Annotated in this window: 16 protein-coding genes; 15 read left to right on the top strand and 1 reads right to left on the bottom strand. The window is 29.8% G+C overall.

Features of this window, described 5'->3' with window-relative positions; all coding sequences use genetic code 11:
- The first annotated feature begins 107 nt into the window (after positions 1-107).
- The 8 genes from KPL51_RS19845 (at position 108) to KPL51_RS19810 (ending at position 5,865) form a co-directional block, all read left to right on the top strand.
- Complete coding sequence (locus KPL51_RS19845) at positions 108-344, top strand: DUF4351 domain-containing protein (protein WP_224854575.1); 237 nt, start codon at positions 108-110, stop codon at positions 342-344.
- Between the two features lie 246 nt (positions 345-590).
- Entirely contained in the window at positions 591-1,052 is a 462-nt protein-coding gene (locus KPL51_RS19840) for a hypothetical protein (protein WP_216165538.1), read from the top strand.
- A gap of 233 nt (positions 1,053-1,285) precedes the next feature.
- The gene (locus tag KPL51_RS19835; RefSeq protein ID WP_216165536.1) at positions 1,286-1,453 is read left to right on the top strand and encodes a gamma-glutamylcyclotransferase; all 168 of its coding nucleotides are present in this window, start codon (positions 1,286-1,288) and stop codon (positions 1,451-1,453) included.
- Complete coding sequence (locus tag KPL51_RS19830) at positions 1,453-1,656, top strand: hypothetical protein (protein WP_216165534.1); 204 nt, start codon at positions 1,453-1,455, stop codon at positions 1,654-1,656. Before KPL51_RS19835 ends, KPL51_RS19830 begins: the two co-directional genes overlap by 1 nt.
- Before the next feature lie 89 nt (positions 1,657-1,745).
- Complete coding sequence (locus tag KPL51_RS19825; RefSeq protein WP_216165532.1) at positions 1,746-1,916, top strand: DUF3791 domain-containing protein; 171 nt, start codon at positions 1,746-1,748, stop codon at positions 1,914-1,916.
- Between the two features lie 703 nt (positions 1,917-2,619).
- On the top strand, positions 2,620-2,997 hold the full coding sequence (locus tag KPL51_RS19820; protein WP_224854572.1) for a hypothetical protein: 378 nt from the start codon (positions 2,620-2,622) through the stop codon (positions 2,995-2,997).
- A gap of 76 nt (positions 2,998-3,073) precedes the next feature.
- Positions 3,074-3,277 carry a hypothetical protein gene (locus KPL51_RS19815; RefSeq protein WP_216165529.1) on the top strand — a complete coding sequence of 68 codons (204 nt, stop codon included), beginning with the start codon at positions 3,074-3,076 and terminating at the stop codon, positions 3,275-3,277.
- A 92-nt stretch (positions 3,278-3,369) separates the two neighbouring features.
- Positions 3,370-5,865, top strand: a complete 2,496-nt coding sequence (locus KPL51_RS19810) for a DEAD/DEAH box helicase family protein (protein WP_312888770.1) — start codon at positions 3,370-3,372, stop codon at positions 5,863-5,865.
- A 47-nt stretch (positions 5,866-5,912) separates the two neighbouring features.
- Here the strand turns inward: KPL51_RS19810 and KPL51_RS19805 are convergent, their stop codons facing one another.
- On the bottom strand, positions 5,913-6,224 hold the full coding sequence (locus tag KPL51_RS19805) for a nucleoside triphosphate pyrophosphohydrolase (RefSeq protein ID WP_216165523.1): 312 nt from the start codon (positions 6,222-6,224) through the stop codon (positions 5,913-5,915).
- Positions 6,225-6,403: 179 nt separating this feature from the next.
- Between KPL51_RS19805 and KPL51_RS19800 the strand changes: the two genes are divergently transcribed.
- The 7 genes from KPL51_RS19800 (at position 6,404) to KPL51_RS19770 (ending at position 21,852) form a co-directional block, all read left to right on the top strand.
- The gene (locus KPL51_RS19800; RefSeq protein ID WP_216165520.1) at positions 6,404-8,485 is read left to right on the top strand and encodes a DUF262 and DUF1524 domain-containing protein; all 2,082 of its coding nucleotides are present in this window, start codon (positions 6,404-6,406) and stop codon (positions 8,483-8,485) included.
- A 297-nt stretch (positions 8,486-8,782) separates the two neighbouring features.
- On the top strand, positions 8,783-9,103 hold the full coding sequence (locus tag KPL51_RS19795; protein ID WP_216165517.1) for a hypothetical protein: 321 nt from the start codon (positions 8,783-8,785) through the stop codon (positions 9,101-9,103).
- 24 nt (positions 9,104-9,127) lie between these two features.
- Entirely contained in the window at positions 9,128-11,539 is a 2,412-nt protein-coding gene (locus KPL51_RS19790; RefSeq protein WP_216165513.1) for a DEAD/DEAH box helicase, read from the top strand.
- Positions 11,540-11,918: 379 nt separating this feature from the next.
- Positions 11,919-13,520, top strand: coding sequence for a competence protein CoiA family protein (locus KPL51_RS19785; protein ID WP_216165509.1), 1,602 nt, complete (start codon positions 11,919-11,921; stop codon positions 13,518-13,520).
- Positions 13,504-15,474, top strand: a complete 1,971-nt coding sequence (locus KPL51_RS19780; RefSeq protein ID WP_216165506.1) for a hypothetical protein — start codon at positions 13,504-13,506, stop codon at positions 15,472-15,474. Before KPL51_RS19785 ends, KPL51_RS19780 begins: the two co-directional genes overlap by 17 nt.
- Positions 15,467-16,543, top strand: a complete 1,077-nt coding sequence (druD, locus tag KPL51_RS19775) for a Druantia-type antiviral defence protein DruD (protein ID WP_216165502.1) — start codon at positions 15,467-15,469, stop codon at positions 16,541-16,543. The genes KPL51_RS19780 and druD overlap by 8 nt, the downstream gene beginning before the upstream one ends.
- Before the next feature lie 5 nt (positions 16,544-16,548).
- The gene (locus KPL51_RS19770; protein ID WP_216165499.1) at positions 16,549-21,852 is read left to right on the top strand and encodes a DEAD/DEAH box helicase; all 5,304 of its coding nucleotides are present in this window, start codon (positions 16,549-16,551) and stop codon (positions 21,850-21,852) included.
- Positions 21,853-22,023: the final 171 nt, after the last annotated feature.

Here is a 22,023-nt window from a genome sequence, read left to right as displayed (position 1 = left end):
AAAGCAAATAACCACTAGATAATTAATAGTATTATAGTTATAATTTGACTTAGGAATGCAGTTACATAAAGCTATATTTTGACGCACTACAGACAGACATAGGGAAAATGATATTAGAGGATGGAATTGCTAAAGGAAGGGAAGAAGGAATGGAAAAAGGAATGGAAAAAGGTAGGAAAGAAGGAAAAGCACAGCTTTTATTAAAACAGTTGACTAAGAGATTCAATAAAATACCTATTGAATATAAAAATAAGATAATGGAATTACCAGATGAAACTATAGAGATAATAGGGCTTGAATTATTTGACATGAAAGATGTGAAGGAAATAGAGAAGTATTTTTAATAGATGACACTAGCTTCTCATTAAAGATCTAACTTGCCACTTGCCACGTGGGTGGTATCAGAAGCTGTCAAAGTGTAAAAAACATTTTGATAGCTTTTTTTATTTTAAAGTTGACCAATTGTATGGTACCATATTAAATTTTCAATGTGACAGTATTCCCCTAATTTAGCAAAACTAAAGTGCTAGAATGTATTAAATTACATTTTTAAATAATAAAATGTAAGTGTTTATCTAGGTGGAGAATTGTTGGAAGTAATTGTTTATACAGTAGTTAATAAAGAGATAAGCGGAGTCAAAGCTTCAGAGAAATATGTTAATAAAGTTGAAGCTGGTATGAGGGAAGAAGGATTTCCAGAAGCATATATCAATAAATATCTTATGGGTGAGGTTACTGAAAATTGTAAACATAGAGCTTTATTATTTCTAAGAGGGGAAGAGCATGGTCAAGATTTGTTTGTGCTTGCAAATATGACAGGGATAGATCTATGGGATATTCCAATATTGGTAGATTCCTTGACGAAAAATGGATATATAAGAAAGGACAAAAGAGGAACGGCTGGTAAATATGATCTAGGTGCAAGGTACTTTACAGTTAGAGAAAAAAGAAAAGAGATAGATGACATGCTTTTAGAAAGACTAAAGAAAAGCTTCATACCTTATGAAAGTATAGATTGTGTTAATGCGGCTGCTGTGGTCACCCTACATTAAAGTCCTTTTATTCTGCCTATTTTGTTATTAATGGAATTATAAATGGAATAACTACGCCAGATGGATTTACATTGAAATATGCAGATCATAAAACAAGTGTAAATTCTATATATGTTAAAAAGAAATTGGAACTATGAACAGCTGATCTTCAAGAATTAGCGAAAAAGCGAAAAAGAATTTGGAAAGCCTTAGAAAATGGGTTATAGAGCTGCCCGATAAGCTAGGTAATTAAAGTGAAAAAAGTATTTGTATATGGAACTTTAATGAGGGAACGTAGTAATTATAAGTATTACCTTGAGAATTCATCCTTTTTAGGGAGTGGATTAATTCAAGGGTATGCTCTTTATGATTTTGGTTACTATCCAGGTATAATACCTGAAGAAAATGAGGAGGAAAAATAATGAAATTTGGAATAAGAAAACCAAGCTTAAAGAAAATGATTAGCAGTAGGACCAGCCCAAAGAGGATAATAAAAAGTAGTTTAGGTATAAGAGCACCACGTGGATTTGGATGGGTTACAAATCCTAAAAAAGCTGCTTATAATCGTGTATATAATCGTACTAGTTTTAGTATTTTTGATGTGGTAAAGAAAATTTTTAAATAGGTTTGATTTAGCTGAATACAAGGCTCCACTTTTATTATGGGCACTACAAATTAATGATGAAGAAGAAAAGGTAAAACTTGGAATATTAATTGGCAGATAGATTAAATATAAATGTGAAAGAAGCTTTTAATTATCTTAATGAGTATAAAGCTATTAATTTCTTGCTAGATAATTATGAAATAGAGAAGAATTTAAGCATTGATGATGCTGTAGATGATATGGTCATAGTATCTAAGAATAATGGGGGTATGATACAATGATTTTGTATCATGATTCTAATATTATGATTTAAAACATTGACTTAAATAAATGTAGAAGACTGCTGGAGATTGTGAATTAAATAATAACATAGACTTGTTATAATCTATTTAAATTTAATTATAATGTTGTTAAATTTAACAAGATTTTAATTAAACAATTAACTGCACTATCTATTACTATACTGAAATCACTGGCTTTTATGGAGTTAAGTCTTAGTTAAGAATGCTAAAATCTAATTAAATTTAACAAAATGGATAGTTCTGTGAGAAGGTCAATAAGGTTAGAGGTAAGAGGTATCGAAATGTAATAAGCATTTTGATATCTTTTTTATTTAAAACATCTTAGAGGACAAATTTTTTCCCTGGCGAATGGTAATATGTAAATAGAGTTATAAATACAGCTTGAAAGATTGTAAAGGTTGTAAAAGACTTTTACTAATTTTTCAGATGATGATGGTTGAGGCTCCATAGAGATAAATAATGCAGCACACCTTATAAGTAGGTATCAATTATCATTATATTTCGAAATATGACAGTATTCCCCTAATTTATCATTGATATTGTGATAGAGTGGTAATAATAGAATTTCTAAAAAAATCTAATGTAAAATCTTGTAAGATGGTGGATATGTTTAAGAATAAGAACTTGTCACTTGTCATGTGGGTGGCACCAAAAGATTGTTTTAAATTGGGGGGATAAATAAATGAATTCTAGCAATGATGTAAAGAAGATTAATGTTAAAGATATACCTGAAACTAAACAAGTAATGCTTAAAAATGAAGATTTAGAAAGAAAGTTTTATATGGATATGAGGGAAATATATTTCAAAGCAGATAAGGAGTGTGGGTATAGAGCATCTCGCTTTATGCAGATGATAGCTGACAAAGGTGGAGTAGATACAGCAAAAAAATTAGTAACAAAAGAAGGTGGAACAGAAGGATTTGAGAAACTATGGCAATATAAGAGACTAGATTTATCTGTGGAAGCTTTAGTTTTGAATGATGTATATAAGAGCTTGTTTAGTGATGAAGTAAGGGATATATGTAGACAGAGACTTAAAGAATATGGATTTATAACTTAATATAAATAATTATTTAATTGAAAATAAACAGAAAGAACGTATAAATATAGATGCTATATGGATAGGAAAAGGTAGAATGGCAATTTCAAGCTTTATCATTACGGACTATTATAATGAGCAAGTGCGCCAAAGTCTTTCTGGTTATGATGCACCGTATAAATTTTGGATTTATCTAGGGAACAAAGAAATAACTAATATTGAAGAAATTATAAAAATAAATAATGTTCATTTTATGCCAATGCCAGTGAGGAGTTCTAATTTATTATATTGTGGTTTATAGGATTATAGGTAAAAGACACGTTGCAAACATAGACAATTTGGATGATACTAGAGATAGAGCTAAAAATTTAAAAGAGAGTTTGGTGGAGTATGATGATAGAAGCTAAGACAATTAATAAAGGGATAATCGTAAGTGATTCTATTGTATTTAAAGAGGCAGCTCTAGATTTTGATTCAAATTGTTCTACGGGAGATGATGATTATTTACTTCCAAAGTTAACAGCTTCATTAAAAAGGGCAAAGACCATAGATATTATAGTAGGTTTTTTAATGGAATCCGGAGTGAAATTGCTTATTAAAGATTTAAAACAAGTGGCAGATAAGGGTGTTAGAATTAGAATTTTAACAGGAAATTATCTTAATATTACGCAACCTCAAGCCTTATACTTAGTAAAGGATGCATTAGGCGATAAGGTAGATTTAAGGTTTTATAATATTAAGAATAAGTCTTTTCATCCTAAGTCATATATATTTGAATATGAAGATGATGGAGATATTTTTATAGGATCTTCTAATATGTCGAATTCTGCATTAACTACTGGCATTGAGTGGAACTATAGATTAAATAGGAATAAGAACTTAGAGGATTTTACACATTTTAAAAATATTTTTGAAGACTTATTTTTAAATCATTCTATAATTATTGATGATGATGAGATGAAACGATATTCGGCGGTATGGAAAAGACCTAAAATTTTTAAAGAGTTAGAAAAAGGTGAAGATAACATAGAACAATTTGGTACAGTAATTCCGCTGTATGAACCTAGAGGGGCACAGATTGAGGCATTATATGAGCTGAAAAGATGTAGAGAAGATGGTTTAGATAAAGGATTAGTTGTTGCAGCAACAGGTATAGGAAAAACCTATTTAGCTGCTTTTGATTCTATGGAATTTCATAAGGTTTTATTTGTGGCCCATAGAGAAGAAATATTAAATCAAGCAGAAATATCTTTTAAAAATATTAAACCTAATATCACAACTGGATTTTTTAGTGGTAAAAGTAAAGAGAGCAGTAGCGATATAGTATTTGCTACAGTTCAAACAATTGGTCAAAAGCAATATCTGTGCGATGAGTATTTTAAAAGGGATGAATTTGATTATATTATAATAGATGAATTCCATCATGCTGCTGCAGGTAATTACGGCAATGTATTAGAATATTTCACTCCGAAATTTCTTTTAGGTCTTACTGCAACCCCTGAGAGAATGGATAATAAAGATGTATTTGCCTTTTGTGATTACAATATTGTTTATGAGGTTAGATTAAAAGGAGCGATAGATAAGGGGTGGCTTGTTCCATTTAGATACTATGGAGTTTTTGATGAAACAGATTATACAAAAATATCTTTTAGAAATGGTAAGTACGATGAGGCGGAATTAGAAAATGCTTTAATGCTCAATAAACGTTCAGACTTAATCCTTAAACATTATAAAAAATATAATAGTAGGAGAGCCTTAGGCTTCTGTGCTAGCAAGAGACATGCAGAATACATGAGCAAATATTTCAATGAAAATGGAATTAAGTCCTGTACGGTAATAAGCGGGGAACAAACTGAGTATTCAATGCAACGACGCGAAGCTGTAGATAAATTGAAAAAAGGACAATTAAACATTATATTTTCTGTGGATATGTTTAATGAAGGATTAGATATTCCTGAAATTGATATGATATTACTTTTGAGACCAACAGAATCTCCAACTATTTTTCTGCAACAACTTGGTAGAGGATTAAGAAAATACAAAGAGAAAAAATATTTAAATGTTTTAGATTTTATAGGCAATTATAAAAAGGCTAATTTAATTCCATTCTTTTTGAGTGGGGATTTAAAAGACATTGGAAATAAAGCTAAAGGTGGCAAATTACCTAAAGAAGAAGATTATCCTGATGATTGTATAGTGGATTTTGATTTTAAGGTAATTGATGTATTCAAGAAGATGGTAGAGCAGCAAAAGAATATATTTGATCTAGTAGTGGAGGACTTTAATAGAATAAAAGAAGATTTGAAAACTAGACCCAGTAGGCTTGAAATGTATACCTATATGGATGATGATCTTTATAATGTAATACGATTCAGAGGGGAATTAAATATTTTCAATGATTATTTAGAATTTTTAAATAAAATAAATGAAACTTCAGAAGAGGAAAAGTTATTTTTAAACAATGTGGCTCATGAATTTTTAAATAATATTGAAAAAACTTCAATGAGTAAAACTTATAAAATGCCACTTCTCTTAGCTTTTTATAATCATGGCGACATAAAATTAAAAGTAGATGAAGAAAATATTTTTCAAAGTTTTAAAGAGTTTTATACTAAACCTTCTAATGCAGTGGATCTTTTGAGGCATGTTTCGACTAAAGACTATAAGAGCTTTAATAAAAAAGATTGTCTAAGAATTGCAGAAAATCCAATAAAGGCATTCTTGAACTCTGCAAAAGATTTTTTTTATAGAGATAAATCATATTTTTGTTTAACTGATAATTTAAGTAAATTTGTTGAAAACCCTGTATTTATAGCTAATTTCAAAGATATTATTGATTATAGAACTAGAAAATTTTATAAAGAAAGACTTGAGAAGTTAGAAAAATAAATATGATGATATAAACCTCCATAGAAAAAATTCTATGGAGGTTTTGGCTATTCATAAACTTTTTCAAGTACTATGCCTTTTTCAAATCCGCCTCGTGCTTCTTTTTTTTCATTTCTCTTGATAATTAAATCTTCCTCCGAATGTCCAAGAACTTTTGCAAGGCCAAATAAAACTTCCATAACATCAGCGAGTTCTTCTAGGTTTTTATCTTCTAGATATTCTGATACTTCTTCGTTTAATTTGGTTTCAAGTAAGGGTAGTAATTCTTCTTTTTTAGCAGAGTGAATATCAAAGGGTTTGCCAGTGGCTTTGATTATTTCAGGGATTTTATCTCGTACTAGTTTGTTGTAGATTTTCATGGAAGGCCTCCTTAGGTGATTGTATGAGGTTATTATAACATAGGAAGTGATAATGCTAAAATTATAGACTATGGTGAATATAAGGAGCATGTTAAATAGTTGAATACATCATATGAAAATGGTAAAATAGAAATGTGTTGAATGACAAGAAATAGGCTTATACTTGGAGGTATTTTTCAATGAAAGCAGGAGAAACAAGTTTAGTAAAACTAATGCAAGGAGCAATACAATTTGTAGTACCAATATACCAACGTACGTATAGTTGGTCTTTTAAACAATGCAATCAACTATGGAAAGATATTATTGAAATTACATTAAAGCAACATGATCAAGTACATTTTATAGGATCAGTGGTATATATTGATATGGGAACTCCAGTTGGTAGACCACAACAGCTACTCCTTATAGATGGGCAACAAAGATTAACTACGTTATCACTACTTTTGTGTGCATTATCAAGATATATTGAAGATAATAAACTTGAAGATAAAATTAATCCAAATAAAATAAAGAATTACTTTTTGATTAATAGTGATGAAACTGGTATGGATAAATATAAGCTTATATTAACTGAACAAGATAAGGATACTTTTATACATATACTCAATAGGACTGAAAAAAATGTCGTTAATCCATCAGTTCAAATATTAAAAAATTTTAATCGTTTTTTAGAAATTATACAAAGGTGTGATGAAACAATAGAAACTATATATGAGGGTATTAACAGACTTATGTTAGTATCTGTGGCTTTGGACAAATCACAAGACAATCCTCAGCTTATATTTGAAAGTATGAATTCTACTGGAAAAGATTTGTCTCAGGCAGATTTAATCAGAAACTATATTCTTATGGGGCAGCCAGCTCATGAGCAAGATATGCTATATAGTACATATTGGAGACCAATGGAGCAGGGATTTGGACAGCAGGGATATGCAGATTATTTTGACCTATTTATTCGTGATTTTTTAACTGTTCATAACAACGGGAAAATTTGCAAAATAGGTGAGGTTTATGAAGCCTTTAAAACATACCATAAGAGTGGTGTGCCCAACGAGCAATTATTAATAGACATATTCACCTATTCTAAGTACTATATTTCAATGTATTTTTCCAAAGATACGGATAAAGAACTTAGTCGGTTATGGGGAGAACTTAGGGAGCTAGACGTGAATGTAAGTTATCCATTCTTAATGAGTGTATATCATGATTATGATACTAATAAAATTTCAAAAGATGATTTTATTACAGTTATTAAGGTTACCATTAGTTACATTGTTAGGCGTGTGATTTGCGAAATACCAACCAATTCACTTAATAAAACCTTTGCTACATTCTACGGTAAGATAAAACAAGAGAATTATATAACTAGTGTATTAGCTGAATATACAGTAAAAGATTCATATAGAGCTTTTCCTACTGATGAGGAATTTAAGGAAAAGCTTATAATAAAATCAATATATAATTTAAGAATAAAAAATTATATATTGGAAGCTTTAGAAAATCAAAACCACAAAGAACCAATAAATATAACAAGGGATGGATATACAGTAGAACATATTATGCCTCAAAATCCAGAGCTGAAAAAAGAGTGGCAAGATATGTTGGGGGATAATTGGAAAGAAGTTCAAAAGAAATATTTGCATACACTTGGTAATTTAACCCTAACTGGATACAATAGCGAGTTAAGTGACAGCCCGTTTAAAGTAAAACAAGATATAAAAGGTGGATTTAAAGATAGCCATTTGAAATTAAATAATGTCTTAAGTAATTTGTTAAAATGGGATGAAACAGAGATATTAGACCGTGTAAAGGTGCTAGGAAATCAAGCAGTTACTATCTGGGAATATCCAAAAGTATCATTGGCAGATATAGAAGAATACTCCCAGAAGGATAAAGTTGATATAATTTACTCATCTATAGATCATTATCAACTAATGTTGCCAGAAATAGAAGAAGTTTATGAAAAGTTAGACCGTAAGATATTAAGCTTAGACGTAGGAATAAGAAAAGAGTATAAAAAATATTATATTGCTTATAAAGTTGAGACTAATTTTACCGATATTGAGATTTATAAAGGACGTTTAAAAATGTGGGTCAATATGGATTTTGATAGTGTGGATGATCCAAAAGGATTATGTAAAGATGTTACCAATATTGGTCACGGAGGTAATGGAAATGCAGAACTTATAATTGGCCCTACATCAGATCTTGATGCAGTTATGGAAATCATTAAACAGTCTTTAAGGCTTCAAATTGAGTAGGGACTGATTCTGCTATGGATTAAATAAAATTTATTAAATAGTCAATCAAAGTGATGTTAAATCACATTGATTGGCCATTTTTATTTGTAATAATTTTATGATGTATAAATAAGTTTAAAGTTAAATGCCAACTTTATTTTCATGTGACAGTATTCCCCTAATTTAGCAAAACTTAAGTGGTAGAATGTATTTAATGAGGTTTTAAACAATAAAATGTAAAAATCACAACAAAGCAAAGACGGTGATGATTAAAAAATTGCCACATGCAACGTGGGTGGCACCAAAAGGAGAACACAAATGTTTAAGTATAGTGCCAATTATTCATATACAAATAATAATTTTGTTATACAAAATATAAATACAGAAAATAGAAATAAAAAGCATTATACAATAATCTGTATAATCAAAAATTTAATACAAAGAGGTACACCAACTAACATTTCTAAATTTCTAGAAAGTAGGCTAGGAGTAATTGGCTTAGATAAAGATAAAGAAAAGATATATCTTATAGACAGAGAAAAGCCTAACTGGATAAAAACAATTAAAGGTGACGATGAAAATAATTATTTTCCAGCTAAATATTTTTTAGAAAATCAAATTTCAAAATACATACCATAGTATGCATTTATTCAGCAACTTATTTTGCCGGAAGCTCTGATAAGTGAAATTATTGGTATTGAAAAAAAGGAATTTGTAGACGAGCAGGTAGATTTTTATTTACCACAAGCGAGACTTGTTATTGAGATAGACGGAGGCAGTCATAGGGAATCAACTACTAAGAAGAATGATGAGGCTAGAGACGAATACTTACTTGAAAATGGCATTGTAACTATTAGGATAAATACTATGGAATTAGAAAAAGAAAATGGGGCTTTTACTTACAAAATGGATTCAATAAGAAAAAGGTGTGATGAATATGCAGCAGAGCTGCAGCATTATGAAGATTATTTTATTATGCCATCTAAATATAAAGATAATAAAAACTGGAGTGTGAAACTAAAAGCTACAGCTACTATTAGATTTCAATTAACAATCTTGAGTTTATTAGAAGCAAATATATTAAATTTAGAAGATAAAAGTTGGAATATTGAACTTATACAAAGAGACGTGGATGATTTTGCAGAGGATGCTGTAGAAGATTTATTTTTATGGCTTGATAACTTATGTAAATTATCAAAAGTAGAATTTAATAAGCCTAAGTTAAACATAGTGAATAAGGGTACTTATGATGGGTTTCATTATAGTAAAGATATAGTACATATTGATTTTAGTGTTCTTAAAAGATGGACAGATGAAAATGAAATTCACAAGAATATAATATTTGTGAGGAATGACTATATAGACGATGTAGATCATTTTAAAGTCAGCACCACAGATCCTGTAAAGTACAATATAATCCAAGATGGTGAGGATAGTGATATACCAGCTTTAAAATTTATGCTGAAGAATATATACGGTTATGATGATTTTTCACCTGGTCAGTTACCTATAATAACAAATACTATGCGAGGTAATGATACTATAGGATTATTACCTACAGGCGGTGGAAAATCCTTATGTTATCAATTTGCAGCCTTACTTCAACCTTGTATAAGCTTTGTGGTTGTGCCTATAAAATCACTTATGTATGATCAAAAGGAAAACTTAGATAATAAATTTATAACTAGAACTAATTTTATAAGTAGTGATCAAAAAGCGGGCAAAAAAAGTGAAATAGGGAAGGCCTTTTCTAAGGGAAAGTATCTTTTTATATGGATTTCTCCTGAAAGATTTCAGATAAAAGAATTTAGGGAATACTTGACTACGTTAAACCAGGAACAAACCATAGCGCTCGCAGTTATTGATGAAGTACATTGTTTATCTGAGTGGGGACATGATTTTAGAACCTCTTATCTTAATTTATGTAAGACTATTGAAAAATATTGTCCTAGTACAAACCTTTTAGGACTTACGGCCACCGCATCGATTAATGTATTAAAGGATATTTTAGTGGAATTTAAAGCGGGACGTGAAAATGTAAAAACCATATTAGAATATACTAGACCTGAACTGCAATTTAAGATTTATAGGGATAGTGGGGAAAATAGTGAAAGTAAATATAAATCATTAGAAAGCTTAATGGACATATTCGATAAAAATTCTGTATTTAAAGTTGATGATGTAAAAACTAAAAGTGGACTTATATTTACTGTAAATAGAAATGGACCTATGGGATGTTATGGACTACATAAGAAGCTATGGCATAGATATCCTGAAGTGGCTAAGTGGTACTCAGGGGAAATACCAGAAGAAACTACTTATAAAAATGGTAAAAAAACTAAAACCATGGTTATGGAAAAAGAAGAATTTAATAATTATAAGCAAAAGGTGCAAAGTGATTATAAACAAAACAAGTATTCTTTACTTATTGCAACAAAGGCTTTTGGTATGGGGATTGATAAAAGCAATATAAGATATACCATTCATTATGGCATACCGGGCTCAATAGAATCACTTTATCAGGAAGCAGGAAGAGCGGGAAGAGATAAAAAGAATGCAACTTGTTATATTTTATACATCAGTGAAATATTAGATAAAAGCACTATGGATAAATTATTTGATATAAATACCACTATTGAAGAAATTAAGGAAATTAGTGATACAAGTGGATATAAAGATGGAAGAGATGTGATGAGAAACTTCTTCTTGTGGATACAAAACAATAAAGGTGTAGATGTTGAAGCAGAATTTACTTATAAGCTATTTAAGAAATATGCAGAGCCGAATAAGGTAAAGACAATTTACTGTAGGGATGTATTAAATAGTTTTAATAGTAAAGAAATTAATGGGGGAAATGTTTTTCCTCTAACGCAAAAGGTTATATATAGATTAAGTTTGCTAGGAATTGTAGAGGATTGGACTATTGAAAAATGGAATAAAAATGGCGCCTATGAGGTTACGTTTTCTTCCTTTGATGAAAAATTGTACTTATATGATAACTATATAGATGATTTTTGCAGTACTCAATATAAAGTATTTTCCTGTATTTGTAAAAAAAATAAAGCACAGTGTTGAAGATTATGTGGACGTGCTATATTTAGAGAACTCTTATGAATATTTTAAACATAGTATGCAGTAAAGCTTTAGTAAGAATATTAAACAAGGCATTTCTCCATTGTATCAAATTGCCTTAAATCACGGATTTCAAGTGATTAATAGGGTATTTAGGGGAACTAACAGCAATCTAAAACGAAATCCCTTAATAAACAGTGTGAATCAGTTTTAATTAAGACTTTTTTGAAAAACATACAAATGCAAAATAAAAATGGGGGAATATAATAAATTACTAAAAACAAATTTTTGTAAGAAGTTAATGAGTTGAAATTAAAACGGCGTGATGGATATGATTATTTAAATCAAATGATGTGTTTTTCAGTTAGAGGAGGGATGGCATATGGCTTCAATTGAATATGCGATAGATACAGATGGTAAAAAAGTATCTGCAGAAGAGGCAAATTGTAACTTAATTTATCAATGTCCATACTGTTTAGATAGTGTAAATGTTCGTAAAGGAAATATATATGTTGATTACTTTGCACATATAAAAATCAAGGATAGAACACCATTCCAGAAAATATGTCCTGGATATAAAGGAGGTGTGTATTTAAGTATCAACAATACACTTGATAAGATGTACATTAACAATGGTGGTGTTCCATTATATTTGTGTAGTGAGAATGAGAGATTTGAGCTAAGAGCTTACTTTCCAACACTTAGCGATAACAGTATGGAGAAACTGAAAGAAATTAATGCAAAAATATATGTTAATACTAAAGCTACATATGACACGGATAGAGTTATTTATAATGCAGATAATTTACACTATTATAAAGTAGATACACTAAGGGAATGGATTGATATAAGATGTGAGCCAAATGTGCATTTACCAGAAATGCAAAGAAAGTGGCTTTGGGGTATTAGAGGTATTGATTTAAACAATGATATATATCATTGTAATAAAGACGGTGGATATAGAGTTGCATTAAAGGCAAATATTAGTGTGGGAAAAACATATAGGATTATTTTTGAAAATTATAATCCAAGCATAAAGGGCATTACATTTACTGAAATTGGCAGTATTCAATTAAATCAAGGATATTCAAATAGAAAAATAATATTTAGTGTGTATTCAATGAAATTAAACTTATTTACAGAAGAATCAAGGAAATTCATAGAAAGAAAAGGATATAATTTGTTGAATGGTGTTAATGAACTTTTACCATTGTGGCCACCTGCTGTATTTGAGGGTAATGAACTAAAATATGATCATTCTAGTTCACTTTTTTTACATATTGATAACACAAATAAAGAACGAGTGTATTATACACATGATAATGGACTTATACCAGTAAGTGGTGATAATAAATCTGCAATTATAAAAATTATTATTAATGATAACAAAACTGTTGCCGTGGCAGGCACGAGTGGTAATATAATAGAAGAAATAAAATATAATATAATTCGAGTTGATAGCCTCGTGGAGAAAGAGGTAATAACATTAAAGTCCAAAGTTACAGACAGCATTGATAACATATTTGATTTTACTAACGAGTACTTAAAGCCACCAAAAGATGGAATACTTATGGTAAATTCAAATGTAGAGTTTACAGCGATTGTTTTAAATGAAAATTATGTGATAGAATCTAGTAATCTTCGATTTGAAAAGGTTAGGTATTTTGATGAATTGGTTATAAATAATAAAGCATTCGGTATTTTTAAATATGAATATAAAAAGCAAAATGATAAAACAAAGATAATAAAATTAAATTATGAAAAAGCATATTTGTACTTATATGGTTGTACTGCACCTACAATAAATGCAAATAAGTGTAACATGCAATTATTGTATCTACTTTCAAAAGATAGCAATAATATTAAGCTATATCGATTAATTGAACTGTGGGTTAAAACAAATAAGATCCCTATATCCGCTATAAAATACTTGGAAAATATGAGAATAGCTTTAGGAGGCGTTACAAATGAAAAAAGTAATTGAAGTACAAAAATCTGTCATAAATTGCTTAAGTGATGAAGAACTAAACTTACTAATCAATATGATCCCTAAGGGTGAGCTCTTTGAATTGATAAAGGACAATCAAAAAAAATACAAGAAGGAAATTGCTGGATTCAGAGTTGATATAAAACATTTTCCAACTAAATTATTGCATAATATCTATTTTAATCGCTTTAAAAAAGGTGATTATGGCATTATAAAAAAAATAAATTTATCTGCATATATCATAGTAAATGATATAAATGATTCTATAATTAAGGATACATCAAATGAAGATTACTTTAGTGAGCCAGTTAAAGGCAACGATATAAATGCTTTTGCAAGTCTTATTGAAAAAATTTTGGTTGAATTAAAACCAGAAAATATAAAACTTTTCTTTAAATTAATGGGACACGAATTAACTGTTGTGCAAAATGATTTTATTGATAAAGATATACAGCGGATATTAATAAAAGAAGATTTAAGTGTAAAAATAAAAAAAGATCTTCAAGGGAAAGTAACTGAACTAAATTTGTGTCATAAAAATAAAATTTCTATTTTAGAAGATGAAATTATAGATTTAGGAAATCAATTAAAATTAGCAAAAGAAGAAATTATAAAAGAGCTAAAACATTCAAGTGAGTCAGCCTATAAATTTAATTATATAGAAGAAATTGCAAATATTAAAGCGGAAAAATTAGTAGATAATATTACCCAATTGAATAAAAGAATTAAAACGTTGATGGTAGAGATATCAAATCAGGTTAATACTATAGATGAGAAAGATATACAGATAAATTTTTTGAATGAAAAATTGAATTTAGAATTTAAAGAATATTCTGTTGCGTTAAAGGAACAATGGGAAAAAGAAAACAAGGTTTTATTAAATAAGAATAGTGAACTGGATAATGATTGCATCAAATTGAGAAAAGAAGAAAAAAGGTTAAATTCTGATATTGAGTTATTAATTGGAAAAGTAGATTACTATAATTTGATAGTTGAAAAGTATATTCAGAATATTGATAAAAATATAATCATAAATGCTTTAAATTCGTCAATCTTAAAAAGTGGTGTCAAGATAAATGATAGAGAAATAAGCAATAGGGATAGTATAAGCAGACCTTATACAAAAATAAATGTAAAATGTGAAAAACTATCGGATTGTCAAGAGATAGATACATTTTCTGAAAATATTGCTAATAATTTAGAGAAACTAGGAGTTGGAAATATCTCAGATGAAATAGCAAACTATATTATTGCTATCTTTGCATCAGGGTTAACACCGTTAATTTGTGGTTACAAATCTAGGGAAGTTGCGACAGCAATTAGTACGGCATATAGTGGAGAAACACCTTATATTATTACATTACCAAATGGTTACACAAATGCTAGAGAGTTAACAGAGATTTATTGTGAATCGAGTGCGTCGTCAATTTTAATTGAAGATGCACTGGGAACTATGAATGAAAATGCTTTACTGCCATTGCTAAGGGATAAATCTCAAGATGATTTAGTCCAGAAAATACTAATTTTATCAGCAGAAAATTCGGATTCAGTTAAATATATGCCAAAGAGTTTTTTTAATTATATTGCTTTGGTATCAATTGACAAGTTTTCATCAACTAAAAAAGAAGAGTACATATACAGCAATGCTCAAGGGGTATTAGAAAAGTTTATCGATAATGAGAATTTTGATGTTGAACTTAAGAAAATAAAAAAACTATTAAGGGGTTTGAAGTTAGGAAATTCTTATAAAACTCTAAGGGCATCTATAGTGGCTTATTCCAAGAGGTTGTCAAATATTAAAGATGCTATTCAAGGATATGCAAGGTGTGAATTGAAAATGGTTTGTGAATATAATGGTTTATATGATGAAATAGAAAAAAATATTAACTCAAATAAAGGGGAATTTGAAAATAGGTTGATCGAAATTATCAGAGGCAATTTTGATGAATAACGTTTTAATTGAGCAATTATCTTGTGATTTAAACATCATTAAATTTAAGGTGGAGACTGAAGAGGAGTATGGAAATAGATTAATATATTCGGCATTAGTAGCATGGGCAAGGGTTCAAGTATTAGGTAAATCATACACTGATATTTATTATGCTAAGAAAGATGAATTAGATTACCATAATGTGGATGTTATGCATATTCAATCTAGGTTATCTCAAGTAGCATATGGTATGTTAAATGCGATAGCACACAGTTATAAATGGAACAAAAGTATTGATTTTGAAAGCTGTGCTAATAGCATATCAAGTAGTGTTATTGAACAGTTGATTTTTTGTTATGAACTATCGAAAGTTAACAATAGACGTTTGACACCTTCACCTGAAAGAGTTGCAACATTTACAAAAAATAAATTGATGTTGGGTGGGGTTAGATGGGAAGGTACAAATTTATATTCTGTTGGTATGGGTAGATGGTCGACTGCATCAGAACCATCTATTAATTATAAATGTATTTTTAATTTACCAACGTGTTCGGCTGTTGAATATTGCAAAAAATTAAAGAAGAATGCTGAATGGCAAGAAAATGAATTAAATAATATGTATCAGATTTTCAAACTTGGGAATGACAATTGGTATTCAAAATCATGGGTTGATTTTAATAATGCTAAAGTGCCAAGGGGATTATCTCTGTTAAAGAGTATGGAGATAGATGGCGGATATTTTTTGTTAAAGAATGATGATGATGGCATTCTGTCTGCGAAGTTAGATAAATGGTATTATGATGAAAAAGAAATATACAGGATTATGTATTCATTAAATGCTTATAACGAAACACCTGCTATATTTATGGCGGAAAAATACAATGACTATATACTTCTTAAACTAAATAGTTTATTACCTAATTCAGAAATGCGAATCTTGATTATGTCATCATGGCCACAGAAGACGTATGATGATAGTTTTAGAAGAATAATTCCAAGGTTTCTTTGGTATGACGTTAAAAAATGTTTAAATGAACTTGGTATTATTATAAAATTTAAAAATGAAAATGAAAATGAAAATGAGGAGTAGGGACTATGAGCGAACTTGGTATTAGAAAAACACACGAAAAATTAAAAGAAAAATTATCGGATTATATTAAAGCACAATATTTTGCTGAAAATGAACTTTTGCTTCAAGCAACTGATGAATTATTAAACAAGAGGGGTGTGCTTTTTCAAGAGCCATTTATAGAAGCAACGAAAAGCTATGAAATAGCATCTGATGGATTCAAAAGTTCAAAGTTGAATTTAGAAATACAAAACTATTTGGAAATGCTTATTGAAAATAAACTGGGTGTATTTAATACACCATTTTATCATCAAGTTAATGCTTTAGAGGAATTTTATAATGGCAAGGATTTACTTATAACTACAGGAACTGGTTCTGGTAAAACAGAGTGTTTTATTTGGCCAATATTAACTGAGTTAATTAGAGAGGCTTCTACATCTCAGAATACTTGGCAACAAGAAGGAATTAGGGCATTAGTATTATATCCAATGAATGCTCTTGTATCTGATCAGCTAGGAAGAATACGAAATATAATTGGTAGAGAAGATGATGCTTATATGGAAATTATTAAATCTGTATCAAATCAAGAAATTAGAAGAGCACGATTTGGTATGTATACAGGGAGGACCCCATATGCTGGAGATAATAATAATGATAAAAACAAAAACTTAGCAAAATTAATAGCTAAAAATTATATAAATTGCAATGAAAAAGCTTATAATGAGCTTTCTAAAATTGGAAGAATTCCAACGAAAAATTTGAAAGCCTTTGTAAATACATTAAAAAATAATGAACAATTTCCATCTCCTAGTGATGCTGAACTGTATACAAGAGGAGAAATGCAAAAGGTATGTCCAGATATACTAATTACAAATTATAGTATGCTAGAGTACATGTTAATGAGACCAATTGAACAATGCTTTTGGAGTAAAACAGTTGAATGGTTAAATAGTGCAACAGAAAACAAATTATTGATTGTTATTGATGAAGCTCATATGTATCGTGGTGCATCGGGTGGGGAGGTATCACTGCTTGTTAGACGTTTAATGGATAAATTGGGTATAACTAGAGAAAAGATCAGATGTATTTTAACAAGTGCAAGTGTCCCAGATGGAAAAGAAATAGAGCTGAGAAAGTTTGCTTGTGGATTAACAGGACAAAACTTAGAAAATGATAGATTCTCGATTATACGTGGTAAAGCAGAGAGCTTTTCTAAAAATGCAAAGGGTACTTTGGCTGATGCCGAAGCCCTGGGTTGTTTAGAGCAAGATAAATTACAAGGTTCAAATGAAGAGATAATATTAGAGCTGAATAAAATGGCAAATGTATTTAAATGGAATTTCGAAGTGGAAAACATTCATTCCTGGTTATATGAAAATTTAGCAATATATCCACCAATGCTGGAATTAATTAAACTATGTAGTGGAAAAGCCATAGAATTCAGTAAAATTGCAAGTGGTGTTTTTGAAAATGTAGAGCAAAAACAGGCTGAAAAGGCAACGGAAATATTACTTTCACTCGGAACATTATCTAAATCTAAACAAAATAAAGTTTTACTTCCATCAAGGGTGCATTTGATGTTCAAGGGATTAAATGGTATATTTGCCTGTTTGAATCCTAATTGTACACACAGTCATGATGTCATGGGAATTAAAATTGGAAATATAGATGATAATTTGCGATTAAAATGTCAATACTGTGGAGCAAGGGTTTTTGAGGTTATATGCGATAGAAGATGCGGAACTATTTTTATACGTGCTTTTAAGGATGATAGTGATTCACTTAATTTTCTATGGCAAGAGCAGAACAAACTTATTTATGAACCTAAAGAAATACATTTATGGATCGCTCCTAAAGGTAGAGTGGATATATTTAAGGAACACGTTAAAAAAAGTAAGGCCAAAGAAAATTCAATGTTTGGGTATATAGATTCTAGAACAGGTATTTTGTTTTATAATGATACGTATGAGAATAATCCTGAATTTATTAAAGTTTTAATACCTACTACCCCCTATAATAAGAAGCTTAAGGCATATACTTTTACAAGTTGTCCTAATTGTGGAAGAGAAAAAACCAAATTAACCCCATTCAGAACTAGGGGAAATGAGCCTTTCGCTAATATTGTAACTGAACAACTATTAGCACAACCAGTGCGCGATGAAAAATTAAAAAATGATGGCAAAAAAGTACTGCTTTTTTCTGATAGCAGACAACGAGCAGCTACGCTTGCACGGGATATAACTATAGCTACAGATGGAGATGCTGGAAGGCAAGCATTATTTTTAGCTTCAAAGTTATTAGAAAAAAGATATGAGCATGGTGGTGCACCGATAAGTCTACTGTATTATGCATTTTTAAAAGTGGTTTATGACAATGACTTAAGTTTTTTTTATGGAGATGAAAAGGAGAGTTTCAAATCTCAGCTTAGAAATTATGCTGAGTTATATGCTAACAAAGAAAATCCAAGATATAATCGTATGGCAAGTTATATTGGAAGTCCGCCAAAGATGTTTTATCAATTGATATTAAAAAATATAAGTGACAGTTATAGGTCTTTTAATAATTTGTGCTTAGGTCAAATTGTACTAATTGAAAAAGGTGAGGATGGAGAAGATTTAGAAGAACAGGTTTTGGAAAAGGTAGCAACAAAATCAAATCTTTCTGTTGATTTAATAAGAGGTATTTATAATGCTTGGATACAAAGCTTAATTGTTAGGGATATTGCAGTTTTTCCTGAATTAGAAGATGAAGTTAGAGATAGCATATTATCATATGATAGTGGTGGTTTTGGTATAGATGAAAAGGACAAATTACCAGATTATTTAATAAAATTACTTAAAAGAAATAACATTACTGATGAACAGATTGAAATATTACGACAAAAGTTTGATTTGTTAACAGATAACATAAAAAATATTGAAAGTAATCATAATAAAAAATATATATTACCAGCTAGGTTGACATTAAAAACCAACGAAAATGGAATATGGTATAGGTGTAATCGATGTGCTGGAAAATCAACTTTCACACTTTTTGGTAGTTGTATTTATTGTGGAAGTGAAAAGCACATATCTGAGATATCAAAGGAAGGATTAGATAGATATAATTTTTGGAGAAAACCTGTTATAGAAGCTATAAATGGTAGTCAAATTAAAAATGCGACTACGGAAGAACATACTGCACAATTATCACATAAAGATCAGAGAAATGATGTGTGGGTTACTACAGAACAGTATGAAATGAGGTTTAGAGATATTGTTATCGATGAAGATAATGAACCAATAGACATATTAAGTTGCACAACTACAATGGAAGTTGGTATTGATATTGGTTCATTGACTGCAGTCGGACTTAGAAATGTACCGCCTATGAGAGAAAATTACCAACAACGTGCAGGAAGAGCGGGAAGAAAAGGAGCAGCAGTTTCAACAATCATTACGTATACAGAAAATGGTCCCCACGATTCTTGGTATTTTAAAAATCCAGAGGAGATAATAGCTGGTGAACCAAGAATACCTTGGATTGATTACAAGAATCTTAAATTAATTAAAAGGCACATCAATTTGATTTTTTTACAAGAATATTTTTTATCTAAAAATAGTAGTATTGATGTTGCAGATGTTGTTATATTTTTCAATCCCGATTCAGTAATGAATTATGTTGATTTTATTGGTTGGTTGCAATCTAAAATACCTTTAGATGAAAACAGGGTGAAAATATTAATTCCTAACTTAGTTGATTTTGATTGGTCTACATACAAAATGGAATTTGAAAGAGATTTATTGCTATTGGGTGACAGGGTGAAGGCTAATTCGATACTTTACAAAAGAAAAGAAATAGCTAAAGTAAATAAAGATGAATTAGAGCAATCAAATAATATTAGATTGCTTGATGTGTTATTTTCTGAAGCATTTCTTCCGACCTACTCGTTTCCACGTAATATTGTTCATTTTTGGATAGAAGATAAGTATGGTAAAATAAAGGAAAGTCCAGAAAGAAGCGTTGATTTATCACTTAGTGAATATGCACCTGGGAGACTGATTGTTGTAGATAAAAAATCTTATATTTCTGGAGCAATATATGATTATTACACTAAATATCAGCCGGATTTTAAATATAAAGCAGCTGAGCCCTGGCTTAAAATTAAAGAGTATAATAAGGATGTATATTGTTGTACTAATGAAAATTGTGGTTGGTTCGGTTTAGAAAATGACACTTTAACTTGCCCATTATGTGGCAATTCAGTAGAAAAGCATACACTAATTAAACCTTGGGGATTTGCTCCAAGAGATGGCAAAAATATTCCTGAAACTCGAGATACACAGGAATATTCAACTGTAAGCATTCCATCATATTCAGCAATGCCACAAGACTTAAGTAACATGAAAAACATTTCAAGCACAGGCTTAATTAAAATGGAAAATAGAGAAAATCAATCACTGGTAATGATAAACAAAGGACCTAAAGATAGTGGTTTTGATTTGTGTACGAAGTGTGGTGCAATTGATCCTGTTGAGCTTTCAATTGATGAAAAGAATAATCGCAAACGCCCATATAAAATACCATTTTCTAAGTATGATAACCAATCCTGTTCTCATACAAGGACAAATGTATATCTAGGACATGAATTTAATACTGATATGCTTGTGTTAGGATTAGAATTAGATGGAAAAAAAATAAACATTAACCCTGAGTATTTTAATATTTGGTTAATACCAGCTTTGACAACTTTGTCTGAGGCATTAGCTTTATCTGCGAGCAAAGTTTTAGATGTAGAATTTAGCGATTTGAAATGTGGATATAGAATTAGGAGTGTAAAAGATTGTATCTATGCAGATGTATATTTATATGATAATTTGTCAAGTGGAGCAGGATATTCCAATAGAGTTGCTGATTTAATTGATAGTGTTCTAGATGGAGTTGAAGTATTATTAAAAGAATGTGACTGTGATTCATCTTGCCCCAAATGCATTAGGCATTTTTGGAATCAAAGAGTACATGAAAACCTTGATCGTAAAGCTGGATTACAGTTGTTGAAGTTGGTGAGAGATGGCATTCTTGAAATCGTATTGCCTATTTCTACACAGAGGACTTATTTAGTTTCATTGCAAGATATAATTAGATTGCAGTGTGATAAGCAAAGTGGGATTGAGGAAAATGAAACGATGTTTAGTATTAACATAAATAGTATAAAACGTAGTATATTGGTATATCCATCTATGTGTGCGATTCAATCAATCTTAAATATAAATAATGCAATTCTTATACCTGATAGATTATTTAAGGTTGCAATATCTAATGTTTGGAAATTAGTCAGAGAGAATATGTGACATACTTATTGAATTAACATCTCTATAAATACTGTAATATTTTTTGATGATAAAAAATTGGAATAAATCAAAATGTAATTTCCGAAACCTGTATGTGATTTTATTTATCACTAATAAGTTTAGGCCCTATTTGTATAATGTAAATACAATATAATTATGAGGAGGAAGAAC

Source organism: Clostridium bowmanii (assembly GCF_018861315.1).
Taxonomy (GTDB): domain Bacteria; phylum Bacillota; class Clostridia; order Clostridiales; family Clostridiaceae; genus Clostridium_AD; species Clostridium_AD bowmanii.
Note: the sequence above shows the minus strand (reverse complement) of the source record. Positions and strands in the feature narration are given on the sequence as shown.

What these genes read in the sequence shown, in the direction of transcription:
- KPL51_RS19845 (WP_224854575.1), top strand. Translation starts at nt 108, where the DNA reads ATGATATTAGAGGATGGAATTGCTAAAGGAAGGGAAGAAGGAATGGAA.
- KPL51_RS19830 (WP_216165534.1), top strand. Translation starts at nt 1,453, where the DNA reads ATGAAATTTGGAATAAGAAAACCAAGCTTAAAGAAAATGATTAGCAGT.
- KPL51_RS19820 (WP_224854572.1), top strand. Translation starts at nt 2,620, where the DNA reads ATGAATTCTAGCAATGATGTAAAGAAGATTAATGTTAAAGATATACCT.
- KPL51_RS19815 (WP_216165529.1), top strand. Translation starts at nt 3,074, where the DNA reads ATGGCAATTTCAAGCTTTATCATTACGGACTATTATAATGAGCAAGTG.
- KPL51_RS19810 (WP_312888770.1), top strand. Translation starts at nt 3,370, where the DNA reads ATGATAGAAGCTAAGACAATTAATAAAGGGATAATCGTAAGTGATTCT.
- KPL51_RS19805 (WP_216165523.1), bottom strand. Translation starts at nt 6,224, where the DNA reads ATGAAAATCTACAACAAACTAGTACGAGATAAAATCCCTGAAATAATC.
- KPL51_RS19800 (WP_216165520.1), top strand. Translation starts at nt 6,404, where the DNA reads ATGAAAGCAGGAGAAACAAGTTTAGTAAAACTAATGCAAGGAGCAATA.
- KPL51_RS19795 (WP_216165517.1), top strand. Translation starts at nt 8,783, where the DNA reads ATGTTTAAGTATAGTGCCAATTATTCATATACAAATAATAATTTTGTT.
- KPL51_RS19785 (WP_216165509.1), top strand. Translation starts at nt 11,919, where the DNA reads ATGGCTTCAATTGAATATGCGATAGATACAGATGGTAAAAAAGTATCT.
- KPL51_RS19780 (WP_216165506.1), top strand. Translation starts at nt 13,504, where the DNA reads ATGAAAAAAGTAATTGAAGTACAAAAATCTGTCATAAATTGCTTAAGT.
- druD (WP_216165502.1), top strand. Translation starts at nt 15,467, where the DNA reads ATGAATAACGTTTTAATTGAGCAATTATCTTGTGATTTAAACATCATT.
- KPL51_RS19770 (WP_216165499.1), top strand. Translation starts at nt 16,549, where the DNA reads ATGAGCGAACTTGGTATTAGAAAAACACACGAAAAATTAAAAGAAAAA.